Genomic DNA, 24,791 nt, shown 5'->3' on the forward strand with positions numbered 1-24,791 from the left:
CGGGCAGGACTGCCGATACGTTGACGGCGGGGGCGTTCGACGTGTCGGTATGCAGCTTCATTGGCACCGACGGGACCTCCGCGCGGTGGACAACCGTGCGCTCACGGCGGCCGCCGAGGCCGTGGGGGACGCCGCCCGCGACGACCCCGATTCGGGCGTCGTTCCCGTGTTCGTCTTCGACGACGCGGTCCTCGATCACGCCGGCGACGCCCGCGTTCGCTATCTGCTCGACGCACTATCCGCGTTGCGGGCGTGGTACCGCGAGCGCGGTTCGGATCTCGTCGTCGCACAGGGCGACCCCGCGACGGTGCTCACAGACCTCGCCGCCGAGTACGACGCCGACCGCGTCGTCTGGAACAAAGACTACTCCGGACTCGCCCGCGAGCGCGACGCCCGCGTCCGGCGCGCGCTGAACGAGCACGACGTCGCCCGGGAGTCGTTTCACGACGCGATCTTCCACAAACCCGGGTCGATCACGACCAACGACGGCGACCCCTACTCCGTCTACACCTACTTCTGGAAGAAGTGGCGCGACCGCGAGAAGCCCGAGCAGATCGCTGCGCCCGGGGCCGACGCACTCGCGGACGTCACCGGCGAGGCGCTCCCGACGATCGAAGAACTCGGCTTCGAGGAACCGGGCGCGGACGTCCAGCCCGCCGGAACCGCGGCCGCCCGCGAGCGCCTCTCTGAGTTCTGTGAGGACGGCATCTACCGCTACGAGGAGGACCGAGACTACCCGACCCGCGGCGCGGTCTCGCACCTCTCGGCGGACCTGAAGTTCGGAACGATCGGCATCCGCGAAGTGTACGAGGCGACGGCCGAGGCGCGGGCGCGCGCCAGCGACGACCAGGTCGAGTCGGTCGAGGAGTTCCAGTCTCAACTCGCCTGGCGGGAGTTCTACGCGCACGTCCTCTTTTTCAATCCGGAGGTCGTGACCGAGAATTTCCGCGCGTACGAACACGACATCGAGTGGCGAAACGACCCCGACGAGTTGCAGGCGTGGAAGGACGGCGAGACTGGCTATCCGATCGTCGACGCCGGAATGCGACAGCTCAAAGCGGAGGCGTATATGCACAACCGCGTCCGTATGATCGTCGCGTCGTTCCTCACGAAAGACCTGCAGATCGACTGGCGAGAGGGCTACGAGCACTTTCGGGAGTATCTCGCCGATCACGACACCGCAAACGACAACGGCGGCTGGCAGTGGGCGGCGTCGACAGGGACCGACGCCCAGCCGTACTTCCGGATCTTCAATCCGATGACGCAGGGCGAACGCTACGACCCCGACGCCGAGTACATCAAAGAGTACGTGCCCGAATTCCGCGAGGTCGACGCCGAGTTGATCCACGAGTGGCACGAACTCTCACCGACGCAGCGAGCCGGCATCGACGTCGAGTACCCCGACCCGATCGTCGACCACAGCGAGCGTCGCGAGGCCGCACTGGCGATGTTCGAGGCTGCGCGCGGCGAGGACTGAGGCGAGACAGGGGAAAGCGAATAGCCACCAGCAAAGTGAACGACTACTAGAAAAGCGAACGGCTACCAGGACGGCGAGCGCGCTACCGCTCGTCGAGCCACCCGAGCGCGAGGCCTTCGTCCTCTGACACCGTAGGCACGTACGGTTTGATGTCGAGGACGGGCGTTCCGTCGACGAGGTCCAGTCCGCGGACGTGGAGACGGTTCCCGTCCCGCTCCAGCAGTTCGACGACGGTCTGTGCGATCGGGTTCGGCCGGTGCGGGCTCCGCGTCGCAAACACGCCGACTTCGACGGCCTCGACGTGCGGCGGCCGGGCACGGAGGTGATAGTCGTCGATCTGATCTAAGTGTGCGAGGATCACGATGTGCGAGAAGCCTTCGAGGCCGTCGAGGCCGGCGGCGTACTTCTCGTCGACGACGATCGTCCCCTCCGTTTCGTCGACGAGGTCGTGATCGACGTCGCCGGGGCGCTCGAACGGCGAGTCGATTCGGCCGATCGGCGCGAACGCCGTCATCGCACACCCGCCCCCGTGACAGCGAACGGGCGAGCGCCCGCGTAGGACGAGACGAGTCGCAGATCCGATTTCGATACAGTTCTCGCGTCGGCGAAGTCACAATGGGTCGTTCTTCGGTGCATTATATTGTCTCCACCATTCAATTATTATTTTGCGTGTTTGAGTTATTATTGCTTTGATTCCGGAGTGCTGCGCTCGTGGCCCCTTCGTCTGAAACGATGCGTGGTATCTCTCCTGTAGTAATGCATATCTCACTCAACCGTATCGCAGAACGGGAAATGCACCCGAAGCGGTCGCGAAACAGACCGGTCAGGCGAGTAGGAAATTCGTGTTAACATACCTCTCTTAACGTTTAACAGGAATCCGTCCGTGGTAAGGAACGGAGGTCCAATTATGAGCTACGAACTCGATCCCCTTCCGTACGATTACGACGCGCTCGAGCCGCACATCTCCGAACAGGTCCTGACGTGGCATCACGACACCCACCACCAGGGCTACGTAAACGGCTGGAACGCGGCCGAGGAGACGCTCGAAGAGAACCGTGAGGCGGGCGACTTCTCCTCGTCTGCCGGTGCGATCCGCAACGTGACCCACAACGGCAGCGGTCACATCCTCCACGACCTGTTCTGGCAGAGTATGTCGCCGGAGGGCGGCGACGAGCCGTCCGGAGCGCTCGCGGACCGAATCGAGGAGGACTTCGGCTCTTATGAAGCCTGGAAGGGCGAGTTCGAGGCAGCGGCGTCCGCCGCGAGCGGGTGGGCGCTTCTCGTCTACGACTCGTTCTCGAACCAGCTGCGCAACGTGGTCGTCGACAAGCACGACCAGGGCGCGCTCTGGGGCAGCCATCCGGTGCTCGCGCTGGACGTCTGGGAGCACTCGTACTACCACGACTACGGTCCGGCCCGCGGCGACTTCGTCGAGAACTTCTTCGAGGTCGTCGACTGGGAGGAACCCAGCGCCCGCTACGAGCAGGCTGTCGAACTCTTCGAGTAAGCGACGACTCGTACACCCCGACATTTCTTTAGCGCCGACCGATCCCGTCAGTCGCTACTGTCCCGTTCGGCTCGTGACCGTCGTGGTACCGCGACCCTCACAAGTGTTATCCGTGGGTGGGGTGTACGTTTGTTTGCAATGGCAAACGGTAAGGTTGACTTCTTCAACGACACTGGCGGCTACGGTTTCATCTCGACTGACGACTCTGACGACGACGTGTTCTTCCACATGGAGGATGTCGGCGGCCCGGACCTCGAAGAGGGTCAGGACGTCGACTTCGAGATCGAGTCCTCGCCGAAGGGCCCGCGCGCGACGAACCTCGTTCGTAACTAATACCGGCTTGTAGTCGCCTCGGCGACTACCACGACGGCACATCATTCTGCCCGAGTTCGCTCGGGCGAATTGCTACGCTCGTGAGCGTGACGCTCACTTTTCGAACTGGAAGACGACGATCCAGCGCCCCGAGCGGTCCGATCCGAAACGCTCAGTCGTTCGGCTTCCGTTCGTGTTCCTGTGACCTCCGAGAGCGACACAGCCGAGGACAGCGCTTCCGACGGCGAACAGACCGACCCCGGTCGAACCGGCGTCTTCGTCGCGACGTCCGCTGCCGAACGGCAGGACGCCTTCGCAGTCCGCCGAGCGGTGTTCGTCGACGAACAGGGCGTCGACGAGGAAATCGAGTGGGACGAACACGACGAACCCGACGCGGCGGCGACGCACTTCGTCGCCTACGACGACGGCGAACCCATCGGCGCAGCCCGCTTTCGCGTCCCGTCCGTGGACACAGACTCCGCAGGGGCCAACGCGGCCGAGGCCGCCGCGCCGACCGGCAAGGTCGAGCGGGTCGCCGTCGCGGCCGACCGGCGCGGCGAGGGATGGGGGGTCCGGCTAATGGACGCCGTCGAAGAACGGGCCCGCGAGGAGGGTTTCGGACGGCTCACGCTCCACGCACAGACCCGCGTCCGCGACTTTTACGATCGGCTCGGCTACGTCGCACACGGTGACGTGTTCTACGAGGCCGGGATCCCGCACGTGTCGATGACGAAGCCACTCGACGGCCACACCACGCGGGAGTGAGTGTCGGCTCATTTGTCGGCTCCAGAGGATAGCGGCCTGCCGTAGACGGACGAGTCGCCACGATCCGTCGCGACCGGACGTTTATGTACGATGCCGGGACCAGCCACGCCGTGCGCTGATGCTCACCCACGTCGGGTCGCGGTCGCTCGGCACGTCGGCGTGGAAGCGGACGGCGGCGCGCCGGGGACGTCGTCGACGCGGGTGCCGACTGTTCGCCACACGGCGCGTCAGCCGGAGGGCCGATCAGGACAGCCGCTTCGAGACGTACGGTCCGTCCTGGTGATAGCCGAGCTTCTGCCGGTAGTACTCGCGGGCGCCGATGCCCGAGATGATCGCGAGTTTGCCGTAGCCGGCGTCGGCGGCGAGTTCCTCCGCCCGACGGACGAGCCGTCGACCGTAGCCTTTGTGCTGCCACTCGCCCTCGCCGCTACCGATGCCCGCTTCGCTCCCGTAGACGTGGAGTTCGCGGACGATCGCCGCGTTCTCCAGTTCGCGACGAACCGGATCGTTCGGGAAACGGAGTCGACAGAACCCGACGAGGAGGTCTTCGACCGGATCCTCGAAGGCGAGGAAGTGTTCGGTGCCGCCGGCGACCTCGTAGGTCGTCGCGTTCAGTTCGACGCGCTCTGGGTCCGGGTCGGCCTCGTTCATCCCGGCTTCGCGCGCCCGGATGTCGCGCTGCTCGATCCCTTTCTCCTCGGCGCGCTGGGCGGCCAGCTGCCGGAGGTTCGACTTCCAGACGCCGGCGTCGATGAAGTCCGCGGGAATGTCTCGTTGGACGCGCTGGAGGCGCGTGTACTCGGGGATCATCCCCATCACTTCGCTGACGATCTCTGCGGCCTCCTCGTTTCCGAGCGGTTCGAACTCCTCGCGCCGCCACTGATCGTACACGCGGGTGCCGCGGACGACGAGCGTCGGGTAGATCTTGAGGTAGTCCGGGCGGTACTCCTCGCGCTCGAACAGTTGCCGGAAGTCCTCTAGGATCATCTCCTTCGTCATCCCGGGCTGGCCCGGCATCATATGGAAGCCGACCTTGAACCCGGCGTCGCGCAGTCGGCGGTTGGCGTCGATCGACGCCTGGACGCCGTGGCCGCGGTGCATCTCTCTGTTGATCCGCTCGTAGGTCGTCTGGACGCCTACCTCGACTTTCGTCGCGCCCAGATCGAGCATCCGATCGATCTGTTCGGGGTCACACCAGTCGGGCTTCGTCTCGAACGTCGTTCCGATGTTTCGGATGTCTGCGGTCTCGTTCTCGGCGATGACGTCCTCGACGTAGCTGAACTCGGTTTCCTCGGGGTCCGGCTTGAACGACTGGTCTTCGGCCGGCTGGGGTTCGGAATCGAGGTCGTAGTCGTTCAACGCCTCCAGGGCGCGCTTGACGAACCACTCCTGGTAGTCGTGGCTGCGGGCGGTCATCGTCCCGCCCATCAGGATCAGTTCGACCTTGTCGACCGGGTGGCCGATGTGCCGGAGCTGTTCGAGTCGGAGCGTCACCTGTCCGTACGGGTCGTAGTCGTTCTGCTCGCCGCGTGCGGCCGCGGGTTCGTGACCCGTATACGACTGCGAGGAGTCGAACTCCGAGGCCGGGCCGCCAGGACAGTAGAGACACTTGCCGTGCGGGCACATATGCGGCGAAGTCATAATCGCGACCGGCGAGACGCCCGAGGCGGTCCGAACGGGCTTGCGTCGGACGACTTCTTTCACCTCCTCGCGGCGACTCTCCGGCGCGTATTGTAGGATCTCCGCGTTCTTGGGCACCTTCGGCGAGGAGTGCGTCGAACAGGCGTCGAGTTTCGCCGACTCGAGGTCGTCGCGGCCGACCTCGCCGTCGAGGATGCGCTCGACGAGATCCTCGCAAGTGCGGCGGAACGCGTCCGTCTCTGTCGGCTCGGGGTCGGCGTCCGTGCTCACTACCGAGTCACCTCCGAGAGTCGTCGCGAGCGGTGTTTCATTGGGCGTTTCTCGTCGCGTTTCGGGGTTAAGCGTGTCGCCTCGAGGAGTCGAGGCGAGAGGGAACGGGAAAAAGTGCGCGGAGTCGTGTGCGGAGCCAGCTTACGGCTTAGAGCTGATCGGCGACGGCGTCGACGACGGCGTCGACGACGTCCTCACGCGCGCCCGAGAGGAACTCGATGCGATTCTGTCGGATGCCGACCGCCGTGATTCCGCCTTCGGGGACGGCTTCGCTGGCGGCGTCGGCGGCAGCGCGGACGTCGACGCCGGCCGCGCGAACGAACAGTTCGTCCGTGGAGTAGACGACGGTCGCTACTCGCTCCTCGTCGGCGCCCCGGTGGAGCGCGTCGGCGAGCAGTGCCGTCGGCGGGAAGTCGAAGCGGTGACTGTAGGAGTCAGCGTCGAGGACGGCGACGGAGACGCCGTCGACGTCGCGCGTCTCGAGGTTGGCTTCGGCGGTCTCGACCTCGTCGTCCAGTTTGATGCGGAACTGCTCTGAGACGTGGTCGGCGAGGCCGCCGTCGTCGTCGAACAGGAGGTCGGTGATGAGTTCGCGCTTGTCCTGGTAGGACTGATAGTAGGCTTCGAGCGCGACGGCCTCGCGGAGCTTCCGCGTCCGGTCGGCGTCGTAGCCAGCGTCTGCGGCGAGGTCGGCGTAGACCGACGGTGCGTCCTCCCAGTAGCTCACTGCGGGGAGATGGGACAGATCGTCGGTCATATCGGCGTTGACAGCGGCGGCGAGGTTGGCCCCGAGCGCGCCGGTCGAGAGGTCCTCGGCGGCGACGTCGGTGAGGCTCGGCGAGACGAGAACGCTCGCTTCGTCGACGATTTCGGTGTCGACCGTCTCGGCGTCGACGACGACGCGAGAGGCGCCGTAGACGCCGAGCAGGCCGAGGCCGTCGAGGGAGTCGGTAGTCCCACCGACGCCGACGAGGACGACGAGCGGCAGTTTCTCGTCGTGACGCTCGTTGTCCTGGAGCATCCGCGTCACGTCGTTCGTCGCGGCGTCCATTCCGTAGACGGGGTCGTCGAGCGGACGGCGCGTGAAGAAGTGGTACTCGGCGTCCGCGCGGGCGTGCTCCTCACGGATCAGCGGGAGCACGGCGCGCTCGATGGCCGCGCCGGCGACGTAGCCGTCGGCCGTCGCAGCGTGGCGGACGACGATGGGGCGCGACTCCAGCACCGCGCCGCGGATCGCTTCGGCGGCGTCGGCGAGCTGGTCGGTGACGGCGTCGACGGCGTCGTGTGCCGCCAGCGGCTCGACCGATTCGGGGCGGGCTTTCTCCGAGAGCGCGTCCGCGAGTCGCTGTTCGACGGCGTTGGCGTCCTCCCCGGAGAGCGCAGTCAGTTCCTCGGTCTCGATCTGCAGCTCGCCGCGGCGCAGTTCGACCTCCCCGTCGAGGCGAATCACGTCGCCCTCGCCGACGTCGGGGTAGGCGCGAACGCCCGCCTCGACGAACGCCGCGCAGTCGACGACGGCCGTCTCGTCGCGGACCTCGAAGATCGTCGGGCCGCCGGTCTGTCGCGCGCCGACGACTTCGCCCTCGATGCGGACCACGTCGCCGACGCGGTCGCCGAGCGATTCGACGGTGACGCGCTCGGGTTCGGCCTCCTCTTCGGATGCTTCGGCCGCTGCACCTTCGGTCGCGGTTGCGTCAGCGTCCTCGGTCTCCGTTTCCTCAGCGTCTTCGCTCGTCGCTCCGGCCGAATCGGTCTCCGTCGTCTCCTCGGTCGCTGTACTCTCGTTTTCGTCGGCCGCCCCGTCGGCCGTCTCGGCCGAGGTCTGCCCGTTCGTGGCCCGCGACTTCGTGGAGACGCCCTTCGGCGTCTTCTTCACTGGCGCCGACCCCGAATCGTCGTCCGCAGCTTCGATCGGCTCGTTGTCGTGCTCGCCATCGGGGTCGTGAATACGCGCTCCACGGAACTCCGATTCGGACTGTCGGATCGACCAGCCGAGGTCGATGTTACCGTTGCTTCGAACGTTCTTCACCTGAACGAAGACGGTGTCACCGGCGTCCCACTCGAGACTCTCCAGCCGGCGGTCCAGTTCGCTGCGGTGCAGAAGCCCGGTCACCCCGGGCGCGAGATCGACGAAGACGCCGAAGTCCGCGAATCCATCGACGGTGCCCTTGTAATACCGTCCCGGCGTGAGCTGCTCTGGGGAATCTCCCCTGAAATCGAACCAAACGTCCTCGTCGTGCGTAATCCAATCCATTGAGCGAATCAAATGGTCCGCGCCTAAAACGATTGTCGAATCCCACTCGTGACGTCTCGGCTGGCGAATCGCGTCTGTCGAGAATCACAGGCGGCCAGAACGCGCCTCCTCAAGGGGAGTAACGTGCGTCTGCACCGATTCTCGCCGGACGGTGCGGAGAGAATCTCTGAACGGGGACGACACTCCCTCTCAGATGATCCCCGCGAGCCGGAGGACGGCCATCGCGGCGTCGACGCCGCCGAACGCGGACCCGAAAAGAAGCGTCGCCGGAACGGCGGCCGCGATCACGGCACGTCCCGTGGTCGTCCCGTGTACCTCTCGGAGCCCTACGACGAGCAACGCGGCCGCATAGAGCGTGCAGACCAGCCGGAGCGGGGCAGACGGGATCCCGACAAAAATGCAGGGCGCTGCGGCGTAGGCGATCACCTGTACCGTCTCGCTGACTCCGCCACGATCACGCACGGCGATCATCAGGATGGCCGTCTGGAGCGCCGCCGTCAGGTGGAGGGTCGCGGGCGCGATCACGAGCGCGACGGCCGTCAGCGCGATGAGCGCCGAGACCGCCGGTCCGCCGGCGAGCGCCGGGATTCGTTCGGGCGCGAACGAGAAGAGGCCGATCGTATACGCCACGGCGACTGCGACGCCGAAGACGAGTCCGGGCGCCTGATCGCCGGGGGCGACGCCGTTTCGGAAGAACTGCTGCGGTCGAACGAGTACCTCGATCCACGCCCGCGCGATCCCGCGCGGCCCGCGCTCGCGCCCACCACTCGGATTCTCTACCCAGGTCGTCACGGTCGTCTCTACGTTCTATTAGTCGCGGCGGAGGGTATGACAGTTCCGGCACCGCGCCTCGTAGGACTCCTCGGCCCCGACGACGATCGTCGGGTCGTCTACGTGCGCCGGTTCGCCGCCGACGAGCCGCTGATTTCGGGTCGCTGGCTCGCCGCACTGCGAACAGATCGCCTGCAGCTTGTCGACGTACTCGGCGACGGCCATCAACTGCGGGAGCGGTTCGAAAGGCTCGCCGCGGTACGTCTGGTCGATGCCGGAGGCGAGCACGCGCCGGCCGTCGTCGGCGAGACGCTGACAGACCGCGACCAGTTCCGGGCCGAAGAAGTTGGCCTCGTCGACTGCGACGACGTCTTCCCCGTTCAGTTGGTCGCGGATCTCCCAGATCCCGTCGCCCTCGCTGGGCACGACCGAGGCGTCCCACTGCCGACCGACGTGGGAGCCGACGGTCGTCTCGCCGTAGCGGTCGTCGACGGCGGGCTTGAACACCGCGATCTCCTGGCCCGCGATCTCCGCGCGGCGGAGTCGACGGAGGACCTCCTCGGTCTTCCCCGAGAACATCGAGCCCGTGACGACCTCGATCCACCCGCTGTTCGTGATGGCGTGCATACCACGTTCGAGCGCGGTCGAGCGGCAAAACGGTTGTTCATTCGGGGCGCCCCGGGGGGTCGCGATGGCGTCGGCAGACACCAATCTTCTAAACGGTGTCCGGTGTACGCACCTGTATGCAGGTCGTATTCCACGTCTCCAGCGGCGACGTCGACGACTGGAAACACGCGGTTCAGAACGTCCGCAACCTCCTCGAAGACGAGACTGCAGACGTCGACGACGCGGTCTTGCTCGCGAACGGCGGAGCGATCTGGCTGTTCGAGGCCGGTGCGCCGCTCTCGGAGAAGATTCGCGGACTGGGAAGCACGGGCGTCCGGTGTGTCGGCTGTCGGAACTCCGTCCGTGGCCACGACATCGCCAAGTCCGATCTCCTCTCGAACGTCGAGCTCGTGCCGTCGGGGGTCGGTGAACTCACGCGCCTCCAGAGCGACGGCTACGCGTATCTGAAAGTCCCCTGACTGCCGTCTCGGACAGTGCGACGTCCGGTTCGACCCTCGCTGTCGACGCCACCGAGAGCGGTCGACACCCACAGCATTCACAAGCGAATGGTAACTACGCGAGCAATTATGAGTCGGCCTCACGTACTCTGAGGCGGGCGATTCCTATGAACTTCGACGAATTCACCGGCGAGGTGCAGCACCGACTCGAACTCCCCGGGACGGGCGAAGCAGTGCGGGCGATCCGGGCGACGTTGACGACGCTCGGACAGCGGATCCCCGAAGGGAACGCCGAGGACCTCGCCGCTTCGCTCCCGATGGAGATCAAGTGGTACTTGACGGGCGCAGTCCACGAGCACGGCCAGCGGTTCGACTGGACGGAGTTCGTCGGCCGGGTCAGCGAGATCGAGGGGATCGAGCGCTCCGACGCCGCGTACCACGCCCAGGTCATCATCGACCTCGTGAGCACGCTCGTGCCGGACTCGGACGTACAACAACTCCGGAATCAACTGCCCGAGGCCGAGGACGACGAGAACTGGCGAAAACTCTTCGCGGTCCTCGACGCCGGGGGCTGGCAGGAGCAGGAGGCTTGATCCCGAGCGGTGGCGTCCGCTGTGATCGACCCTCGTAGGTACACCGGCGCGCAACGCGTTCGTTCTCTGGCGTTCGAGCGGTGATTCGGTACGCCGAGCGTTCTTACGGCCTGGGAAAACTCCCATCATTCATCGTCGTGTCACCCGTCTATACAGCTATGTCCGAGATCGAAACCGAATCCGAGAAGACACGCGCTGAAGTCGCGGCGTACCTCCGAGACCTGGCAGATCAACTCGAAGGGGGCGGCGAGTTCGCGCTCGAACTGGGAGGTCGACAGATGCAGGTGGATCCGACTGATTCGGTGACGTTCAAACTGGAGGGCGAATCCGACCCCGTAGAAAGCGGCACAGAATCGAAAGAGAGCATCGAATTCGAGTTGGTCTGGTGGCGCGAAGCCCACTCCGACGACGTAGAGGCCCAACAGCAGCAGGAAACCGGTGACTCTGCAGGAAGCGAGTGAATCCGAAAAGGGAGCGACTACTCCATAGAGGGTATATTGTCGATATCGAGTAACCGATTCATTTTATATATCTGATACTTACGAACACGAATATCTCGTCTCTCGCAGGGCGATGGTGGCCGAAAGACGAGGAGAGAGACAGATTCTCAGCGACACCACGTCGTTAGTATCTCATCAAGAAACCGTCTATCAATAATGGTAGTTAAAAGTCACATAAAAATTTTATGATATTTGTGCTGTATCCGTTTCGATAGCCCTACCACATCTACGATAAAGATAATAAAAATGGTATTAAAATTTCCCCCACGAAATATGTGAGTTTGGCCGCAAAAGCGCATTTTTCAGCCGGTTACGTCACTCCTGGATAGCCGTATATTCCAGAGATAGTAGGTCAATTTTTGAATCTATCCTAGCGTCAGCAATATAGACGAAAATAGCCCTCGGTTCGCCTAATGATACGATATCAGAACGTATAATTTGGACAGAATAAATTAGTCAGCCAATTGGTCAGGACAACGTAGATGCTGGACTTGCTCGTCCCGAAGCCGGTTCGAAAGAGTATCCTCAGAAAGTTTTTTCTTCTTACAGTTGTGCTCGCGTTGCTCGTCAGTGGCGTGGGATTCTACGCCGAACACCGAGTCGCGGGACTCGTCGAAGAGTCCGTCGAATCTCAGTTGACGATGCAAGCCGAGCAACAGGCTTACGAGACGGAGCAGTGGCTCGCGACGTACGAGCAATCGGCGCAGATGCTCTCCCAGCGTGGCCTCATCGACGAGGGGGGAACAGCCCAGGGCGTCATCACGAGCGACCTCCACTCGCTTCCGGAAGACGCTCGTGCCATCCACGTCGTCGACTTGCCCAGCAGTCGGTACGTCGCGAGCACCAACGTTTCGAGCAGGAACAGGGCGTTCGAACAGGACCGATACACCTGGGTCGAGGGGTCGAGAGACACTGAAAAGCTGGCATTCAACGACTGGACGGAAGTCGCGGTATCCGAAGTGTACGAGCGGAACGGCGAGACGCTGATCGCCTTCGCCACGCCGACACAGCAGATGACTACCGTCGTCGTCGTCACCGTCGACGTTGAGAAGCGCTCGGCGATGTTCGAGACCGCCTCGAACTCGTCGTACGTGCAGATTGTGGATCAGGACGGGACGGTCAAACTCTCCCAGCGGACGGACGCGATTGGGTCGACGTACGCCTACGGGGCCAGCGTGTCTCACCTCCAGCGGGGGTTGAACGGAACGACCGGTCTTACTGCGACCGACGACGGAACGATCGTCGCGTACGCTCCCGTCAGCGGGACTGAGATGGCTGCGCTCGTCCAACAGCCCAAATCGGAGGCGTACGCGGTCACGCGGGCCGTTCATCGAAGTCTCGCCCTGATAACGGGAGTCTCGCTAGTTGGGTTCGCTCTCTTCGGACTCACCTTCGGTCGGTCGACGATCGGGTCGATGCGTCGCCTCCGTGACCGCGCGACGGAACTGGCAAACGGCAACTTGGACGCGACGCTAGAGACGGACCGGACCGACGAGGTGGCGGCTGTCTACGACGCGTTCGATGAGATGCGCTCGGAACTTCGCGAGCGGATCGAACGCTCGGAATCGCTCTCTGCATCCCTAGAGGCGAAAGCCGGCGAGTACGGGGACGTGATGGACCGCGCCGCCGACGGCGACCTCACCGTCCGAATGGACACAAACGCCGAAACCGAGGCGATGGCCGCGATCGGAGCGCAGTTCAACGAAATGATGGACGAAATGGAGGCGGCGATGCGTGAGATCCGGCGCTTCTCCGAGGCAGTCGACGACACGAGTCAGACGGTTACGAGCGGGGCGCAAGACATCGCTGCGTCGAGTCAGAACGTCAGCGAGGCCACGGGCGAGATCGCCGACGGCACCGCAGAACAACACGACCTCCTCGAAGATATCTCCGCGGAGATGGAAGACCTCTCTGCGAGCGTCGAGGAGGTCGCCGCACAGACCGACGAACTCGCGAGTCGGTCTGAATCCGCGGCCGCGGTCGGCGACGAGTCTCGCGACGCCGCCCTCGAAGCCCTCGATACGCTCGACGAGATGACCCACGTCGCCGACGAGACGAGAGAGACGGTGAAGGCCCTCGAATCCGAGGTCAAAGGGATCAACGAGGTTGTCTCGACGATCGACGAGATCGCCAATCAGACGAACATTCTCGCGCTCAATGCGTCGATCGAAGCGGCTCGCGCAGGGGGCGCCGGCGAGGGGTTTGCGGTCGTCGCCGACGAGATCAAATCGCTCGCTGCGGAGACCTCAGATCGTACGGAAGAGATCGAAGAGTCAATCGAGAGCGTCACCGTCGCGACGGCCGAAGCGGTCGACAACGTCGAGACGATGCAGACGCGCGTCGTCGGCGGCGCCGACACTATCGAGGACGCGATGGAGGACATCGAAGCGGTTGTCGACGACCTCGACGAAGTAAATGCTGGGGTTCAGACGATCGACGACACGACTGGACAGCAAGCGGCCTCGACGCAGGAAGTGGCGGGTCTCTCTGACAGGGTGTCAAAGATCAGTCAGAAAACGAGCGAGCAAGCGAATGCGGCTGCAACGTCAGCAGCCGAGCAAACCACTTCAATTGAGGGGATTCGCGAGGATATCGAGGGACTCTCGACACGCGCCGAGGAACTGACGGCACTGCTGGAATCCTTCGAGCTTTCGGGTGAGACTGGGAATCCTGCGGCCACAAATTCGCCTGAACCAGGAGAGCAGACAGATGCTGCGATGGCCTCTGGTTCGTGACTGCGAACGAATCGATCGACAGCGCCGAGTACCTATAGTAGCATTTGTAACTGATAGCGCACCCGATCACACGCTGTCGGGCGATCAGGGGCGTGAAGACGTGCAACTGCTACGATAGTCTACAGCCGAACGAAATGGTCATCTGGAAATCATATTTTCGAATGGATCCGTCCCGTCTTGGAAGCGAAAGCCGCCGGCAGGAACCGGAACGGACAGATCACTCGACAGGGTCGCCGTGGGACTCCCGAAGTTCGACCTTGCGGACCTTTCCAGTGGAGGTCTCGGGGAGGCCGTCGACGAACTCGACGACGGTCGGGCACTTGAAGTGTGCGAGGTTGTCGCGGGCGAACTCGATGACCCCCTCCTCGGTGAGGTCGGCGCCGTCGGCGAGCACGACGATTGCTTTGGGCGTCTCGCCCCACTTCTCGTGGGGGACGCCGATCACGGCGACGCGTTCGATGTCGGGATGGTCGTAGAGGGCGTCCTCGACCTCGACGCTGGAGATGTTCTCGCCGCCGCTGATGATGACGTCCTTCTTGCGGTCCTTGATCGAGATCATCTCGCGTTCGTCGACAGTGGCGAAGTCGCCGGTGTGGAACCACCCGTCGACACGGCCAGAGAAGGCCTCGCGGGTCCGCTCGGGCTTGTTCCAGTAGCGATCCATAACCTGGTTGCCGCGGACGACAATCTCGCCCATCGTCTCGTCGTCGGTCGGAACGTCCTCGCCGGCCTCGTCGACGACGCGCAGCTCGGTCCCGAGCATAGCGTGGCCCTGGCGGGTCTTGATCGCGAAGCGACCCTCGCTCTCGATCCGGCGCGGCGAGTTGCTCGTCGTGATCAGCGGGCCGGTTTCGGTCAGCCCGTAGACGTGCAAAATGTTCCAGCCGAGTTCGTCCTCGACGGTCCGGATGGTGGCCTCCGGCGGCGGGCTGGCCGCGGTCGCGATCCTGACTGGCTTGTCACCGGTCGCCGCGATGTCGTGGGTCTGATAATGGTCGACCATCTGGTCGAGGACCGTCGGCGCGCCACAGAGGTAGGTCACGTCGTGGTCGTGGATGCGTTCGAAGGCGTCCTCGCTGTCGAAGTGGCGCTGGCAGACGTGTGTCCCGCCGACACCGGTGATGATGTAGGGATAGCCCCAGCCGTTGACGTGGAACATCGGGAGTGTCCAGAGGTAAGCGTCGTCGTCGCTGACCTCGGTGTGGTGGGTGGTGATCAGCGCGTGCCAGTGTTCGGTACGGTGCGTCCGGACGACGCCCTTTGGGTCGCCGGTCGTCCCGCTCGTGTAGTTGATCGTCGCGGGGTCGTCCTCGGAGATGTCGGGGCGCTCGACCGTGCCGGGGTCGGCGCTCTCCAGAAGTGACTCGTAGTCGCGCCAGTCGCCGTCGACGCGGTCGGCCGGATTGGCGACGAACGCCGTGGCAGGGACCTGGCCGCGGACCGCTTCGACCTTCTCGGCGTACTCGTGATCAGCGATGATCGCCCGGGCGCCGCAGTCGTTGAGGATGTACTCGTAGTCCTCGGCGATGAGCCGGTAGTTGAGCGGGACCGAGATAGCCCCGAGGACGTTGATTGCGAACAGCGTCTCCAGAAACCAGTGCGTGTTAGGCGAGAGCAACGCCACGCGGTCGCCCTTCTCGATGCCGAGATCTGCGAGCGCCGCCGCTGCGCGGTCGACGCGTTCGCCGAACTCGGCGTAGGTGTACTCGGTGCCGTCGTGGGCGATCACGCCAACGACGTCGCCATAGATGTCGACCCCCCTGTCGAGGAAGTCGAGCGTCGTCATCGGTCGATTCACAGTATGCCAACGAGTGACAGTGGGACGTAAAGTTCTTTCTCCGAGCGACACCGAACCGGCGGCGATCCGGTTGTGACGGCCTGAAACAACGCCGAACGGCTTCGCAGCCAAACTATTAATATCAATAGTGGAGGAACTATAGGAGATGTCTACAGCTCATCTCATCGCGGTCGGTTCGTCCCCGCTGGGCAAGACAGATCTGCCCGGCCGCGACCTGTTCTCGAAAGCACTGGCCGAGGCGTTCGAAGGATTGCCCGACCCGGCCGATGTCGTCGACGGGCTGTACGTCGGCGCTCAGTCCGAACGGTACGAGAACCAGATTATGCAGGGAACACTGATGGCCGAATGGGCGGGCCTGCGGAACGTCCCCGCAGAGCGCGTCGAAGCGTGTGCGGCCGCAGGTGCGCTCGCGCTCAAGAACGCAGTCCGGGACGTTCGGGCGGGCGTCCACGACGCGGTGTTGGCCTGTGGCGTCGAGAAAATGACCGCCGGCGGGACCGAAGGGGCCACGAACGCGCTCGGGGCCGCCTTCGAGCGTGCCTTAGAACAGCGGTCCGGGATCACCGCGCCCGCCACGTACGCCCTGCTCGCGCGGCGATACCTCCACGAAACCGACGCGACGGAACGAGACCTGGCACAGATCGCCGTGAAGAACCACCAGAACGCGGCGGCCAACCCACGGGCGATGTTCCAGCAGGTAGTCGATATCGAGACTGCGATGGACGCTCCCGACGTCGCTCCCCCGCTGAAACTGTACGACTGTGCGCCCGTTACCGACGGTGCCGCAGCCGTCGTCGTCGCGAACGACGAGGTGGCGGCCGACTTGCAGAGCCGTTCTGACGCGGTTCGCGTAGCCGGCGTTGGCTCGGCGGCCAACAACCTCGCCGTCGCCGAGCGCGACCTGACGTTCGTCGAAGGGGCGAACGTCGCTGCCTCGACCGCCTACGAGGACGCCGGCGTGGGCGCCGCGGATATCGACGTCGCGGAGGTTCACGACGCATTCACCGTCTGCGAGGCACTGCTGGCCGAGGCCGCCGAGTTCGCCCCCAAGGGTCGCGGAATCGAGACCGTCGAGGATCCCGAGGACCGATCGGCGGGCTGGACCGACGTCCAGATCAACACCAGCGGCGGACTGAAGGCCCGAGGGCACCCGATTGGGGCGACCGGGCTGTTGCAGGCGGTCGAAGCCTACGAACAGCTCACCGGACGGGCCGGAGAGCGGCAAGTGGCCGACGCCGACACCGCGCTGCTCATCAACGAAGGTGGCGTCGCAGACGCCCATACTGTGGCCCACGTTCTGACTGCACAATGACCGAAGAGAGTACTTCACCGATGACAGACACCAACTCCACGACGACAGGACCGCTCGTACCGGAAGACATCACCGCCGACTCGCCGTTCACGCTCCCCGGCTTCTTCGCCGCGTTGGCTGAGGACCGGTTGGTGGCCGCCCGCTGTACGGAGTGTGAGACACACCTGCTGCCGCCTCGTCCCGCCTGTTACGACTGTGGCAGCCGGGCAGTCACGTTGTCGGAACAGCCCCGGACCGGCGAGGTGATCTCGTACACGTCGGTCAACCGACCCCCGTCCGCGTTTGATCACTTGGCACCGATCACCGTCGCGGTGGTCGAACTCGACTCGTCGGCTCGGCTGACAGGTCGTGTCGACGCTTCGCTCGAGGACGTCACCATCGGAGACCGCGTCGAACTCCAAATCCGTGATCCCGAGACGGTCGATATCGATCCGGACTTCGATCTGTCCTACGAGGAGGAGTGGCCGATCCACGTCTTCGAGCTGATCTGAATGGACAGAACCCTCGTGTCACGTTTGGCATTTCCACCGGACGGCGAAGGCCTGGAGCCGCGGTTCTGCTGTCGGTGGCTTCTCTAACCAGACGTTCGGTGGCGTTCCAACTTCCATAGTGAACCTCCTGGAACCGGAGTCAAACTCGTTGGCGTGCCGCTTTGAGGTGGTGTGCTCCATCGACGAGGAACGTAGCCTGCGCGATCTGCTGTTTGTCGCGTCGATTCGAATCCCTGCTTCGTCCAGCGAGGGTTCCGACTGACCTCTCGATGGCGGTCGCGACAGTGCCTGCTCGACCGTCGCCAGCACACGGTCGCCCCTGCGTCTCCGCGTCGGGTAGACAGACCACACGGAACGTCACCACGAGAAGAACTGGGGCAGCGCGACACGATTCGAGAACGGGTTGCGGGACTAATCGTGGGTCGTCCACACTCAGGTGGAGTACCGCTTGAGGACGATGACGAGCCCCAGTTGCCAGAGGGCGAACGCCCCGGCGACCTGTGGCTCGGTGAAGAGCCCAAGTGGCAAGGCGTCCAGGATGCCCACGAGACCCAGTGCCGTCCCGAGGAGCAGCGCGAGTAGTACGTGGCGTTCGGAGGGCCACTCCGTCCTGTCTGTCTCGTCGATGAGTCGGTAGAAGACTGGCGTCCGCTCGTTCGGTTCGATGCTTTTCGACTCGTCGTCGAATTCGACTACATCGTGGTCGTCGAGCTTCGGGACGTGGTTTTGCCGCAGGGTTACGTAGACGCTGTGACGGACTTTCCGGGGGGCGGGTTCGGTGCCAGACTCTTGCGCCGCGAGTCGCTCGGAGAGTTCGCTGACGGTCAGTTCCTCGTCCTCGTTTTCGACGATCTCTCTGATGAGCCTGCGTCGCCGCTCGTTGGACAGTATCTGATGGAGTTCAGACTGCCCGACCTCCTCTGCAGGGTCAGCTAGCTGCTTTTTGTGGCGGCCGTCGTGCCGCCCGCGTAAGATACGTTCTCCCCCCACGATGCTCCGTAACCGTTCAGGCATATGTGACCCAGAAAACATAAATGTCTCGTCAGACGCTACTCCTCGTCGGTGAACGTGAACTCGATGGCCTCACTGAGGGAGCGCTGCCAGTCGCGGAAGGACTCGACGTCCGACTCCAACGAGCTGATGGCGGACTCGTGAGACGCCGACAGATCCTCGACGGTGTCCTCGAGTTCGTCGAGTTCGGTTTCGAGCCCGGTGACGGCGTCCTCGTGGTCGACCTCCAGTTCTTCGACCGAGCCCCGGACCGATTCGACGGCGTCGGACGTCGCGTCCATATCGGACTGCAGCGCGGCCACCTTCTCGTGAGTCTCCCCCAGTTCGTCCTCGATGGCTGCCACGTCGCCGCGCAGCTCGTCGATCTCGGTACGGAGCTCGTCGATGACCTGGGCGGCGCCGCCGTTGTGCTCGATGAACTCCGCGAGCGCGTCCTCGTACGCAGAAAGATCCTCTACGGTCCGCTGCGTGCGACGGAGTCGGGCGTCGAGGGTGTTGACTTTGCCGACGCCGAGGGACTCGACCAGCACCGACCGCTCGCGGGAGGTCAGGGTTCGGTCCTCGAGTTCGTCCACCAGACAGGAGAGCAGGTCGTCGCGGGTCAACGCGTCGGCCGGCACGTCATTCGACCCGCTCTCCTCTTCGGTCGCCGCAGCATCCCCCTGATCAACCGGTTCTTTCTCTGCCTGTTCGCTGTCGACCTCCTCCGTGGCACCGGTCGCGTCGGACGTCCCGTTGGTGCTGCCGGCCTCCTCCAGATCGACCTCGTCGTCGGCCGGGCGCACCTCTTCGGCCGCCTCCGACGCAGCAGCTCCGGTCTCGTCACTCTCGCCGTTCTTGGCCTCGTCGGCCGCCTCGGCTTCTTCACCAACGCCGGCGGGGCGGGCGTGGGATGTGTCGTCCTCGACGACGTCCGTGCCGCCGTCCGCGGACGTGCTTAGGGCCGCGGAGCCCTCGCCGGTCACGTCGTCCAGTTCTGAGAAGTGATCCGCGAGCTCGTCGTGGTTGATGCTGCCGCTGGTGTCTTCGGTCGATCCGTCGTCGTCGAGTGGGTCTTCGAGGGGGATGCTCGTATCCACCTGCGGGTCCGTGAGGAACGGTCTCGCCTTCTCGGCGGACTCGACGTCGACCCCGTACAGGGTGACGAGTCCCTCGCCGCCGTCGATAATCGCCTCGAAAATGAGCCGCTCCTTGGTGACTGTCCACCTGTCGGGGTTGTATTCCGGATGGAGACCGACCTTCTCAACTGAGAAATCCTCCGGGAGTGGCTCGTCGAGATCGACTGCCACCTCGTCGTCGCGCCCGTTCATCAGCGTGAACACGACCACCGTGATGCCGCTCTCGGTCTCTCTGAGTTCTTTCCGAACGGTCACGCCGTTGACTGTCTTCTCGACTCGTTGCTCTTCGGTCTGCAGATCGGTCATTTTGATACTCATTGGGGATTCTCCGTTATGGTTTCGCGAATCGTTTCGTGAACGGCGTCGAGGTCGAAGCCCTCCGTGTCTGTGGCCCACCTCGACTGTACCGTCCCGGTCTGGTCCACGAGGCAGACCCACGTCGTCTCTCGCTCGCCTCTGTCTGCGATGCCACACGCTGCGGCGAGGTCCTGCTCGGCGTCTGTCAGATGCGGGACTACGCCGGCCAACTGATCGGGACCGGTATGGATCGATGCCTTCCCGTGATCGACGACGACGTACACGTTCACACTCGCGGTGAACTGGAACCACGTCAGGTTCCAGAGCGGGTGCGTCGGGTCAAGCTCGTTGACGCCGACCGAAGTGGGTGGAAACGCCAGTAGGGACGACGACTCGTCGTCGCAGAGACGGTACACGCTCACCGTACTTCCCCCCATACCCGGGAGCGTCACGTCTGTCATCGGCTTCTCGGATTCGCTCATCGCTGTGACCTCCCGCGTTGGCGAGCGTCGGCCGGTTGAATGGGTGTTGAACGCAGCACGTCCGCGCGCTCAGCGAGTGTCGAACGCAGCACGTCCGCTCGCCGAGTGGGTGTCGAAATCATGGTTGTCCTCCCCCGGGGCCGCCCGCACCCGTGTTGGCCTTGCCGCCGACGCCGGCGCCGGCCTTTTTGTTCTCGACCGTGACGGCGAACGTATTCGTGCTCGTCGTCGTTACGTCGTCACCGTTCGGTCCTGCATCTTCGACAACTGCAGTCACGCGGATCTGCACGTCGGTCGACCCCGAGCTGCCGTCGGTCGCCCTGAAATCGCTCGGCTTCATCGAGGTGTCTTGCAGCAGTCTCGTCTCGCTGAAGTCGTAGCTGACTTCGCCACTGAGTCCGGTCGCGCTGTGGCTCTTCGAGCTGATCTCCTTCCAGTCGGATGCCGAACCCCCCTTGACCTCGACGGTTACCGTGACCCCCGAGGGTTCCTGTTCGAGCCCGGAGTAGCTCACGGTCCCATTCGGTGCCACCGTCAGCTCATTCAGCTTCCCGTTGGCCGTCGTAGCCGACACATCGTTCGCGGTGAACGAGGTGCTCGCGCTCGCTGGGGCCGACATAAATGCCATCCCCAGACTGCCGAACACCACCGTGACGGCCACGAACGCAACCAACGTCAGGTGACCGCGCTCCGAGCCACTGTTCGAGTCCGGGACGGACCGCCACTCGAACTCACCGGATGTGGTGATCTCGTTTCTGTTTGTCTTTTCTGGCATACACCAGGGTCAAGAAACGATAAGTATTAGATAATTAACCGGCTTAGGACGGAAGTTACAGACCAGGACGACCGCTTCCACCGCCACGAGAAATCTCCCGAATTTCACACGGGTGATTGTAGAAAAACGCCCGACTGCGTCGAGATAAAAGAACAGTTAATCAGCTATTCACCCGCCATTACCGTGTGTATAACTCCCATATACACCGTCTGGAGATGACGCGAATACCCGCTCGGTACCGTGCCGTCACGGCGGGGTGCGCGCGGCAACGGCGCGACGGGTACGGGACGTTTAATCCTCCCTCATCGGGAGAGACACGAGCGGAAAATGGTAGGGAAGGCCGCCTATCAGGGTTCGTCAAGTACCACGGGATGCGGGACGAGGAGCCCCCGCCTCCCGTACCACGACAGCGTCAGCGTCTATACGGCTCTGACTCACACGAAGACGACGGGGTGTGTTCTCGTAGTGTTGAGTACTCCGAGTGACGTACTCGCCTCTCTTGATTTCGAAGAGCGTTGCGAGAAGATGGGCGCTGCAGGATTTGAACCCGCGACAACTTGGTCCGAAGCCAAGCACTCTGTCCAAACTGAGCTAAGCGCCCTCATTGCTGGATACCGAGGTCGGACGGTTTAAACCCACGGATTCGATTCGGCCCTGCTCTCCACTGTTCGCTCGAACACCGTGGTCGGGTGGCTGTGTACGCCCGCCTACCGGCGGATCGTACTCTCGGATGCAGCGAGGAGAACTTCGAGAGACGCCGTCAGCGACTTTCGCGCTGTTCGACCTTGTTCAGTTCGATCAACAGGCGGAACACGGCTTTTACGAGATTCGAGTCCACGTCGAAGTGGTCGGCGTTTCGACCGGCGCGCTCCATCACGCGGTCTTCTTGGCCTTCATCGGTCGTCGGCAGATCGCGTTCGTCTTTCACCTGTGCGACCGAGTCGGCGACGTAGGTCCGCCGCGCGATCAACTCGACGATCTCGCGGTCGATGTCTTCGATTTCTGCACGCAGTTCGTCTAAGGAAGCGTCTTCGGGGGCTGTAGGTTCGTTCTGTGTCATAGGGTTCGTCCTCCATCAGTTCGCGTCGTCGTGCGCCACGTGTGACCGCCGCGTTCGTCCCACAGGTCCTGTACGCGGTCGAGTCCGTCGTCCTGACCGACGGCAACGACGCTCGGACCAGTACCGGAGAGCGAGACGCCGTCGACGTGGGGCATCGCTTCGACAGCGGGGTCCGCAGAGAAGCCGAGCGCCGCCGAGAAGGCCAGTCCGTTCACCGTCATCGCCTCGGCGTAGCGGCCGTCGAGCGCGAGGTCGGCCACCAACTCGGCCATCGGTGCGACGTTCGCACAGCGCTCGACGTCCGCGTCGGCGCTGTAGGCGCGCTCTGCCGGCGTCCAGACCAAGACGTCCCACTCGACTTCGTCGCGGGCGAGCAGTTCGTCGTCGTCGTTGTCGGTGACGGTGACGCCGCCGAGCATCGACGCCGAAGCGTCGTCGAACGCACCGGTGACGGTGACGCCGGCGTCGCGGGCGGCCTGGACGCCGAGTTTGCAGGCTTCCAGGCGATCCGGTGCTGCGTCGAGTGCGGCGGCAGTGGCGAGGACGGTCGCGTTGGCTGCGGCGCTCGAACTTTTCAGTCCGGCGGCCATCGGGACGTCGCTCTCGGTCCGGACGGTACCACCGTAGTCCTCGCCGTCGCCGTACGTCTCGATCGCGAGTTCGACGCACCGTTCGATCAGCCGGGTGTCGGCGTCGTCGTCTTCGGCGATCGTTCCCGTCACCGTCGCGGAGTCATCGAGTTCGACAGTCGCAGTCGTTTCGGCGTCGATCGCGAACGCCGACCCGACGCCCGTCGAGAGGGCGTTCAGCACCGTCCCCGCGCCCAGTGCGACTGCTCGGCCGTACATACAGGATAGCTATCGACCGCCGTAAAAGGTGTAGCGGTTGCTTGTCGGATCAGGTCTCGCCGGGCGACACAGCGCCACCCCGCCGGATCATCCCCAGCACGCGCCAGGTGACGACCGGGTCGCCCGCCGAGGTCCGCCCGGTCACGTCGACGTCGACGTATCCCCGTCGGGAGTCCGACTCGGAGACTCGCTTGTCGACGACTTCCACGTCGACGGACAGGGTATCGCCGGGGCGGACGGGCCGGTGCCACCGCAGGTCGTCGACGCCACGGCCGCCGAGAAACGCGACGCGCCCGAAGAAGGCCTCCGTCGCGAGGCGGTTGCAGGCGCAGAAACTGTGGAGGCCGCTGGCGACGAGGCCCTCGAACGGCGACGCTGCGTCGGTGTCGTCGCCGATGTGGAACGGCTGAGGGTCGTACCTCCCGGCGAAGTCGACGATCGAATCGCGCGTGAACGTGACCGTCCGATCGGCCACGAAACGGTCCCCGACGGCGACCTCCTCGTAGGTCAGCCGGTCCGCTGCCGTCTCATTGTCGGGTGCGCCGTCGGAATCGAGCGGCGTGACGTGCTCGCCCGCTGCAGTCGGGGCAGAAACGTCCGGATCGTGGTCAGTCATACGAGAGCACTCGACGCCGGCCGTCAAAGCCGCTGCGCTCTCGGTGCGGAGACGTCGTGAGCACTCCCGGTCGTGCCAAAGACACGTACACGCCGACGCGGGCCGTGTGGTATGGTCTCCGACGCGGCCGGCGATGTACCTGCTGACCCCTCCGTCCGCGAGCGGGCCGAGCGCGCGATATCACGGCGGCGACTCCTCGTCGCTGGCGGTCCCGGCAGCGGCGCTGGCGCGCTCACGCAGCTTCGAACCGACTCGCCGTCGTCGCCCTCGACTGACTCACCTGGGCGCTACACTTCACCACTACTCGGGCGCGTCCGACACCTCACCGCGGGCCTGGAGATGCCATCGCGTCCCTTTTGAGCGGCCCACGCGAACACCGTGGTATGAGCGCGCGCAACGACGTCCCGCCGAGCACTGTCGGCGTCGAACTCCTCGATCACGGCGTCGAGGTCGAGTACACCGACGGCCGGACGACGCTGTACCGGGGCGTCCCCGAGCCCGTCACCGACACGCTCACCACGCCGCCGAAGAAGGAGACGCACGTCCTCGTGACGGATCCGACCGAGACCGAGGGCGTGATGATGTACGTCAACGACCTGAAGACGCACGACGACGTCCTCGAATCGACGGGCGTCGGACGGGTCATCCTCGATGACGGCGAGGAGGAAGAAGTCTTCCCCGGCGTTACGGTGCGTCGTCCCGGCGGGATGCGGACCGAAGTCGAGGCCGACCCCGAGGTGGCTCGCGGGCGCGTGTTCGTCTTCGTCGAAGACGACTGGAGCGAACAGTCCTACGAGTTCGTGACCGAGAGCGCCGGCGGCGAGGCCGACGGAAGCGGCGACGCCTGATCCCGATGGCACTCAGAAAACGGTGGCAGCCGTTGACGCGAGAGACTGTCGGGAGCGCTCCCGACGCGTACGGACTCGTCGAATTCGGTGACGAAGACGGCGACGTCGTCGAGGCCGTCGCGGGCTTTCTGCCGGACGAGCTTCGGGAAGAGCTGGCCTACGGCGACGCTGCGCAAGTGCGGTGGCAGCGCGCGCAGTCGCTCGACCACGCCGAGAAACTGCTCGCGGAACAGTAAACAGGAGCAC

Annotated in this window: 26 protein-coding genes and 1 tRNA gene; 13 read left to right on the top strand and 14 right to left on the bottom strand. The window is 64.3% G+C overall.

All coding sequences use genetic code 11. The annotated features are described in order from the left end of the window. Positions 1–49 precede the first annotated feature (49 nt). Positions 50–1,477, top strand: a complete 1,428-nt coding sequence (locus tag D3D02_RS02115) for a deoxyribodipyrimidine photo-lyase (protein ID WP_121568331.1) — start codon at positions 50–52, stop codon at positions 1,475–1,477. A gap of 82 nt (positions 1,478–1,559) precedes the next feature. On the opposite strand, the gene tsaA is transcribed toward D3D02_RS02115, so the two are convergent. After that, the gene (gene tsaA / locus D3D02_RS02120; protein ID WP_121568332.1) at positions 1,560–1,991 is read right to left on the bottom strand and encodes a tRNA (N6-threonylcarbamoyladenosine(37)-N6)-methyltransferase TrmO; all 432 of its coding nucleotides are present in this window, start codon (positions 1,989–1,991) and stop codon (positions 1,560–1,562) included. Between the two features lie 393 nt (positions 1,992–2,384). On the opposite strand from tsaA, the gene sod reads away from it, so the two are divergent. The 3 genes from sod to D3D02_RS02135 all read left to right on the top strand — a co-directional run bounded on the left by sod (position 2,385) and on the right by D3D02_RS02135 (position 4,061). Next, positions 2,385–2,984 (top strand): superoxide dismutase, encoded by a 600-nt coding sequence (gene sod / locus D3D02_RS02125; protein ID WP_121568333.1) that lies wholly within the window; start codon positions 2,385–2,387, stop codon positions 2,982–2,984. A 138-nt stretch (positions 2,985–3,122) separates the two neighbouring features. Then, positions 3,123–3,317: a cold-shock protein gene (locus D3D02_RS02130; protein WP_049984818.1), complete on the top strand. Its 195-nt coding sequence runs from the start codon at positions 3,123–3,125 to the stop codon at positions 3,315–3,317. 180 nt (positions 3,318–3,497) lie between these two features. Next, positions 3,498–4,061, top strand: coding sequence for a GNAT family N-acetyltransferase (locus tag D3D02_RS02135; RefSeq protein ID WP_121568334.1), 564 nt, complete (start codon positions 3,498–3,500; stop codon positions 4,059–4,061). Positions 4,062–4,304: 243 nt separating this feature from the next. Here the strand turns inward: D3D02_RS02135 and D3D02_RS02140 are convergent, their stop codons facing one another. The 4 genes from D3D02_RS02140 to D3D02_RS02155 form a co-directional block, all read right to left on the bottom strand. Further along, positions 4,305–5,972 carry a tRNA uridine(34) 5-carboxymethylaminomethyl modification radical SAM/GNAT enzyme Elp3 gene (locus D3D02_RS02140; protein ID WP_121568335.1) on the bottom strand — a complete coding sequence of 556 codons (1,668 nt, stop codon included), beginning with the start codon at positions 5,970–5,972 and terminating at the stop codon, positions 4,305–4,307. Positions 5,973–6,120: 148 nt separating this feature from the next. Continuing rightward, positions 6,121–8,226, bottom strand: coding sequence for a DHH family phosphoesterase (locus D3D02_RS02145; RefSeq protein WP_121568336.1), 2,106 nt, complete (start codon positions 8,224–8,226; stop codon positions 6,121–6,123). Positions 8,227–8,415: 189 nt separating this feature from the next. After that, a complete protein-coding gene (locus tag D3D02_RS02150) occupies positions 8,416–9,018 on the bottom strand; it encodes a YIP1 family protein (protein ID WP_121568337.1) in 603 nt (200 codons plus the stop codon). Positions 9,019–9,036: 18 nt separating this feature from the next. Next, on the bottom strand, positions 9,037–9,624 hold the full coding sequence (locus D3D02_RS02155) for a thymidine kinase (protein ID WP_121568338.1): 588 nt from the start codon (positions 9,622–9,624) through the stop codon (positions 9,037–9,039). A 116-nt stretch (positions 9,625–9,740) separates the two neighbouring features. On the opposite strand from D3D02_RS02155, the gene D3D02_RS02160 reads away from it, so the two are divergent. The 4 genes from D3D02_RS02160 (at position 9,741) to D3D02_RS02175 (ending at position 13,889) form a co-directional block, all read left to right on the top strand. Next, positions 9,741–10,082 carry a DsrE family protein gene (locus D3D02_RS02160; protein ID WP_121568339.1) on the top strand — a complete coding sequence of 114 codons (342 nt, stop codon included), beginning with the start codon at positions 9,741–9,743 and terminating at the stop codon, positions 10,080–10,082. A gap of 146 nt (positions 10,083–10,228) precedes the next feature. After that, the gene (locus D3D02_RS02165) at positions 10,229–10,654 is read left to right on the top strand and encodes a DUF2267 domain-containing protein (protein WP_121568340.1); all 426 of its coding nucleotides are present in this window, start codon (positions 10,229–10,231) and stop codon (positions 10,652–10,654) included. A 158-nt stretch (positions 10,655–10,812) separates the two neighbouring features. Continuing rightward, positions 10,813–11,115, top strand: coding sequence for an amphi-Trp domain-containing protein (locus tag D3D02_RS02170; protein WP_121568341.1), 303 nt, complete (start codon positions 10,813–10,815; stop codon positions 11,113–11,115). A gap of 590 nt (positions 11,116–11,705) precedes the next feature. Continuing rightward, positions 11,706–13,889: a methyl-accepting chemotaxis protein gene (locus D3D02_RS02175; RefSeq protein ID WP_233560559.1), complete on the top strand. Its 2,184-nt coding sequence runs from the start codon at positions 11,706–11,708 to the stop codon at positions 13,887–13,889. A gap of 217 nt (positions 13,890–14,106) precedes the next feature. Here D3D02_RS02175 and D3D02_RS02180 read toward each other — a convergent pair whose 3' ends face one another. Further along, entirely contained in the window at positions 14,107–15,675 is a 1,569-nt protein-coding gene (locus D3D02_RS02180; RefSeq protein ID WP_233560560.1) for a long-chain-fatty-acid--CoA ligase, read from the bottom strand. Between the two features lie 157 nt (positions 15,676–15,832). Here D3D02_RS02180 and D3D02_RS02185 point away from each other — a divergent pair, with 157 nt between their 5' ends. Both D3D02_RS02185 and D3D02_RS02190 read left to right on the top strand, forming a co-directional pair. Continuing rightward, a complete protein-coding gene (locus D3D02_RS02185) occupies positions 15,833–16,999 on the top strand; it encodes a 3-ketoacyl-CoA thiolase (protein WP_121568344.1) in 1,167 nt (388 codons plus the stop codon). A gap of 20 nt (positions 17,000–17,019) precedes the next feature. Then, positions 17,020–17,490 (top strand): Zn-ribbon domain-containing OB-fold protein, encoded by a 471-nt coding sequence (locus D3D02_RS02190; protein WP_121568345.1) that lies wholly within the window; start codon positions 17,020–17,022, stop codon positions 17,488–17,490. 432 nt (positions 17,491–17,922) lie between these two features. Here D3D02_RS02190 and D3D02_RS02195 read toward each other — a convergent pair whose 3' ends face one another. The 8 genes from D3D02_RS02195 to D3D02_RS02230 form a co-directional block, all read right to left on the bottom strand. Further along, positions 17,923–18,504, bottom strand: a complete 582-nt coding sequence (locus D3D02_RS02195) for a hypothetical protein (RefSeq protein WP_147435565.1) — start codon at positions 18,502–18,504, stop codon at positions 17,923–17,925. 35 nt (positions 18,505–18,539) lie between these two features. Next, positions 18,540–19,937, bottom strand: coding sequence for a hypothetical protein (locus tag D3D02_RS02200; protein WP_121568347.1), 1,398 nt, complete (start codon positions 19,935–19,937; stop codon positions 18,540–18,542). Beyond that, positions 19,934–20,398, bottom strand: coding sequence for a hypothetical protein (locus tag D3D02_RS02205; RefSeq protein WP_121568348.1), 465 nt, complete (start codon positions 20,396–20,398; stop codon positions 19,934–19,936). Before D3D02_RS02205 ends, D3D02_RS02200 begins: the two co-directional genes overlap by 4 nt. A 118-nt stretch (positions 20,399–20,516) precedes the next feature. Next, on the bottom strand, positions 20,517–21,173 hold the full coding sequence (locus D3D02_RS02210; RefSeq protein ID WP_121568349.1) for a hypothetical protein: 657 nt from the start codon (positions 21,171–21,173) through the stop codon (positions 20,517–20,519). Between the two features lie 526 nt (positions 21,174–21,699). Then, a tRNA-Arg gene (locus D3D02_RS02215) sits at positions 21,700–21,774 on the bottom strand. A 159-nt stretch (positions 21,775–21,933) separates the two neighbouring features. Further along, positions 21,934–22,233 carry a chorismate mutase gene (locus tag D3D02_RS02220; protein WP_121568350.1) on the bottom strand — a complete coding sequence of 100 codons (300 nt, stop codon included), beginning with the start codon at positions 22,231–22,233 and terminating at the stop codon, positions 21,934–21,936. Next, a complete protein-coding gene (locus D3D02_RS02225; RefSeq protein ID WP_121568351.1) occupies positions 22,230–23,081 on the bottom strand; it encodes a shikimate kinase in 852 nt (283 codons plus the stop codon). The genes D3D02_RS02220 and D3D02_RS02225 overlap by 4 nt, the downstream gene beginning before the upstream one ends. Before the next feature lie 49 nt (positions 23,082–23,130). Further along, positions 23,131–23,697 (bottom strand): MaoC/PaaZ C-terminal domain-containing protein, encoded by a 567-nt coding sequence (locus D3D02_RS02230; RefSeq protein ID WP_121568352.1) that lies wholly within the window; start codon positions 23,695–23,697, stop codon positions 23,131–23,133. A 111-nt stretch (positions 23,698–23,808) separates the two neighbouring features. Between D3D02_RS02230 and D3D02_RS20250 the strand changes: the two genes are divergently transcribed. The 3 genes from D3D02_RS20250 to D3D02_RS02240 are packed head-to-tail and all read left to right on the top strand — an operon-like array spanning position 23,809 to position 24,781. Continuing rightward, positions 23,809–24,057, top strand: a complete 249-nt coding sequence (locus D3D02_RS20250) for a hypothetical protein (protein ID WP_147435566.1) — start codon at positions 23,809–23,811, stop codon at positions 24,055–24,057. Positions 24,058–24,080: 23 nt separating this feature from the next. After that, positions 24,081–24,545, top strand: coding sequence for a DUF5796 family protein (locus D3D02_RS02235; RefSeq protein ID WP_121568353.1), 465 nt, complete (start codon positions 24,081–24,083; stop codon positions 24,543–24,545). Between the two features lie 5 nt (positions 24,546–24,550). Then, positions 24,551–24,781 (top strand): hypothetical protein, encoded by a 231-nt coding sequence (locus D3D02_RS02240; protein WP_121568354.1) that lies wholly within the window; start codon positions 24,551–24,553, stop codon positions 24,779–24,781. The last annotated feature ends 10 nt before the right edge of the window (positions 24,782–24,791 follow it).

Source organism: Halobellus sp. Atlit-38R (assembly GCF_003665925.1).
GTDB classification, from domain to species: Archaea; Halobacteriota; Halobacteria; order Halobacteriales; family Haloferacaceae; genus Haloquadratum; species Haloquadratum inordinatus.

What these genes read in the sequence shown, in the direction of transcription:
- D3D02_RS02115 (WP_121568331.1), top strand. Translation starts at nt 50, where the DNA reads ATGCAGCTTCATTGGCACCGACGGGACCTCCGCGCGGTGGACAACCGT.
- tsaA (WP_121568332.1), bottom strand. Translation starts at nt 1,991, where the DNA reads ATGACGGCGTTCGCGCCGATCGGCCGAATCGACTCGCCGTTCGAGCGC.
- sod (WP_121568333.1), top strand. Translation starts at nt 2,385, where the DNA reads ATGAGCTACGAACTCGATCCCCTTCCGTACGATTACGACGCGCTCGAG.
- D3D02_RS02130 (WP_049984818.1), top strand. Translation starts at nt 3,123, where the DNA reads ATGGCAAACGGTAAGGTTGACTTCTTCAACGACACTGGCGGCTACGGT.
- D3D02_RS02145 (WP_121568336.1), bottom strand. Translation starts at nt 8,226, where the DNA reads ATGGATTGGATTACGCACGACGAGGACGTTTGGTTCGATTTCAGGGGA.
- D3D02_RS02155 (WP_121568338.1), bottom strand. Translation starts at nt 9,624, where the DNA reads ATGCACGCCATCACGAACAGCGGGTGGATCGAGGTCGTCACGGGCTCG.
- D3D02_RS02160 (WP_121568339.1), top strand. Translation starts at nt 9,741, where the DNA reads ATGCAGGTCGTATTCCACGTCTCCAGCGGCGACGTCGACGACTGGAAA.
- D3D02_RS02165 (WP_121568340.1), top strand. Translation starts at nt 10,229, where the DNA reads ATGAACTTCGACGAATTCACCGGCGAGGTGCAGCACCGACTCGAACTC.
- D3D02_RS02170 (WP_121568341.1), top strand. Translation starts at nt 10,813, where the DNA reads ATGTCCGAGATCGAAACCGAATCCGAGAAGACACGCGCTGAAGTCGCG.
- D3D02_RS02180 (WP_233560560.1), bottom strand. Translation starts at nt 15,675, where the DNA reads ATGACGACGCTCGACTTCCTCGACAGGGGGGTCGACATCTATGGCGAC.
- D3D02_RS02185 (WP_121568344.1), top strand. Translation starts at nt 15,833, where the DNA reads ATGTCTACAGCTCATCTCATCGCGGTCGGTTCGTCCCCGCTGGGCAAG.
- D3D02_RS02190 (WP_121568345.1), top strand. Translation starts at nt 17,020, where the DNA reads ATGACAGACACCAACTCCACGACGACAGGACCGCTCGTACCGGAAGAC.
- D3D02_RS02195 (WP_147435565.1), bottom strand. Translation starts at nt 18,504, where the DNA reads ATGCCTGAACGGTTACGGAGCATCGTGGGGGGAGAACGTATCTTACGC.
- D3D02_RS02200 (WP_121568347.1), bottom strand. Translation starts at nt 19,937, where the DNA reads ATGAGTATCAAAATGACCGATCTGCAGACCGAAGAGCAACGAGTCGAG.
- D3D02_RS02205 (WP_121568348.1), bottom strand. Translation starts at nt 20,398, where the DNA reads ATGAGCGAATCCGAGAAGCCGATGACAGACGTGACGCTCCCGGGTATG.
- D3D02_RS02210 (WP_121568349.1), bottom strand. Translation starts at nt 21,173, where the DNA reads ATGCCAGAAAAGACAAACAGAAACGAGATCACCACATCCGGTGAGTTC.
- D3D02_RS02220 (WP_121568350.1), bottom strand. Translation starts at nt 22,233, where the DNA reads ATGACACAGAACGAACCTACAGCCCCCGAAGACGCTTCCTTAGACGAA.
- D3D02_RS02225 (WP_121568351.1), bottom strand. Translation starts at nt 23,081, where the DNA reads ATGTACGGCCGAGCAGTCGCACTGGGCGCGGGGACGGTGCTGAACGCC.
- D3D02_RS02230 (WP_121568352.1), bottom strand. Translation starts at nt 23,697, where the DNA reads ATGACTGACCACGATCCGGACGTTTCTGCCCCGACTGCAGCGGGCGAG.
- D3D02_RS20250 (WP_147435566.1), top strand. Translation starts at nt 23,809, where the DNA reads ATGGTCTCCGACGCGGCCGGCGATGTACCTGCTGACCCCTCCGTCCGC.
- D3D02_RS02235 (WP_121568353.1), top strand. Translation starts at nt 24,081, where the DNA reads ATGAGCGCGCGCAACGACGTCCCGCCGAGCACTGTCGGCGTCGAACTC.
- D3D02_RS02240 (WP_121568354.1), top strand. Translation starts at nt 24,551, where the DNA reads ATGGCACTCAGAAAACGGTGGCAGCCGTTGACGCGAGAGACTGTCGGG.